Annotated in this window: 2 protein-coding genes; one reads left to right on the top strand and one right to left on the bottom strand. The window is 66.9% G+C overall.

Annotated features, from left to right (window positions below):
- A partial coding sequence (locus GA0115233_RS40025) for a DUF885 family protein (protein WP_141689672.1) occupies nt 1–861 on the bottom strand: 861 nt, incomplete at its 3' end.
- Between the two features lie 74 nt (nt 862–935).
- Here GA0115233_RS40025 and GA0115233_RS40510 point away from each other — a divergent pair.
- A complete protein-coding gene (locus tag GA0115233_RS40510) occupies nt 936–1,181 on the top strand; it encodes an ATP-binding protein (protein WP_107406504.1) in 246 nt (81 codons plus the stop codon).
- Nucleotides 1,182–1,435 lie beyond the last annotated feature (254 nt).

Below are 1,435 nucleotides of genomic sequence, written 5' to 3'. Positions count from 1 at the left end.
GGTTGCGGCTCCAGGCAGGACGCGGTCGGCCTCGGCGCGCATGTCCGCGAGCAACTGATGGAACTCCGACCAGCCGTACGCGTAGGCCTCGGCGAGATCCAGGTCTGCGCCCATCCACAGCCGCGCGAAGCGTGCATAGCGCTCGCGGCCCACCACGTCCGGCGCGCCCCTGACTGCCGGGGCGTACACCTCGCGCAGCCAGTCACGCAAAGCGGCCAGGCCACCGGTAGCCTCCGCCGCGGCCTGGGCCAACTCTGCCCGTAGGGCCTGGGGGCCGTCAGCGACGAAAACGGCGAACCAACCTCCATCCCCGCTGCCGATCCATTCCGTCAACTGCCCGATCACTGACGCCACTTGACGCGGGCCCGCTGGCAGGCCGCGTGCTGCTCCCTCGGCCAGAGCGACGCGGTAGCCCTCCAGCGCAGCCGGAACCCCGCGCAGCCGCTGTCCGATCACCACCCAATCCCTCACGCTACGAGCGGGCATGACGGTAAAGACACGGCGAATCTGATGGAGCGGCGAGTCGAGGGGATTGATCTCCCGCAGCCCCTCACCCGCTTCGTACATCACGAGCCGCGCAGTCAGCCGCTCGCGCAGCAGACGAGCACACCGCTGCTCCCGGCTGCTGTCCGCACCCGGCAGAGCTTCCGCGGCGGTCAGCCGCTTCAGCGTGGTCCTGGCCAGTTCGGCCTGCCTGGCTTGTCCATCAGGAGAAAAGTCCGGAAGCCGGTCGTCGCCGTCCGGAACGCCCAGCAATGTGCCGGTGATCGGGTCGTGGCCAATCAGCTCATCAACGTACGCATCGGCGATCTGGCGCGGAAGCGCGGCATCTACGGGAGTGACGGAAGCACGGTCGGACATGAGCCTCATCCTGGCGTGCTGGCGCTCGCGCGTCATGGGATTCGGGAGCGCATCCTGGAACTCCGGTTGTCGGTGTGAGGAAATGCGCCACCCACCTCCGCACTGGCGTCCTGGTGGTGGCGAGGTCGGCTACCAGCCCCTCGAAACGAGCGGCGGCCAACCTGGTCTTTCAGGTGGTCTTCAACCACTACGAGAAAGGCTCGATTATTCTCACGTCGAGCGAGATAGTCACAAGCGCGCATGCTCCTGCGAACCTGTGCCAAGTGCCGCCGGGATGGCCCTGGGTTCAGCTCGGAAGCCCGGTGCGAAGAAGCTGGTGAACCTCCGAGGCGACAGCCGCCAACTGTTGGGCCAGGAACGGTGCGAGGTCGGCATCCCAGATCCAGGCGGTCACCCCGTCGACGCGTGCCGCCAGGCCCAGGTCCTTCAGCCTCGACCGTGCAGTACACGCAGTCGGGTCCTCGCACGTGGGATCTGACAACCTCACGCAGACAGCCTGGTTTACACGGCAACGGATAGTCATCATCTGCCGCAACGAGCTGTGGCCCATGGCGTTCACCAGGTGGAGAGGAGG

It is taken from the genome of Streptomyces sp. DI166 (genome assembly GCF_900091315.1).
In the GTDB taxonomy this organism is placed as follows: domain Bacteria; phylum Actinomycetota; class Actinomycetes; order Streptomycetales; family Streptomycetaceae; genus Streptomyces; species Streptomyces fuscus.
The sequence above is the reverse complement of the archived record's forward strand: the minus strand, read 5'-3'. Positions and strand labels throughout refer to the sequence as shown.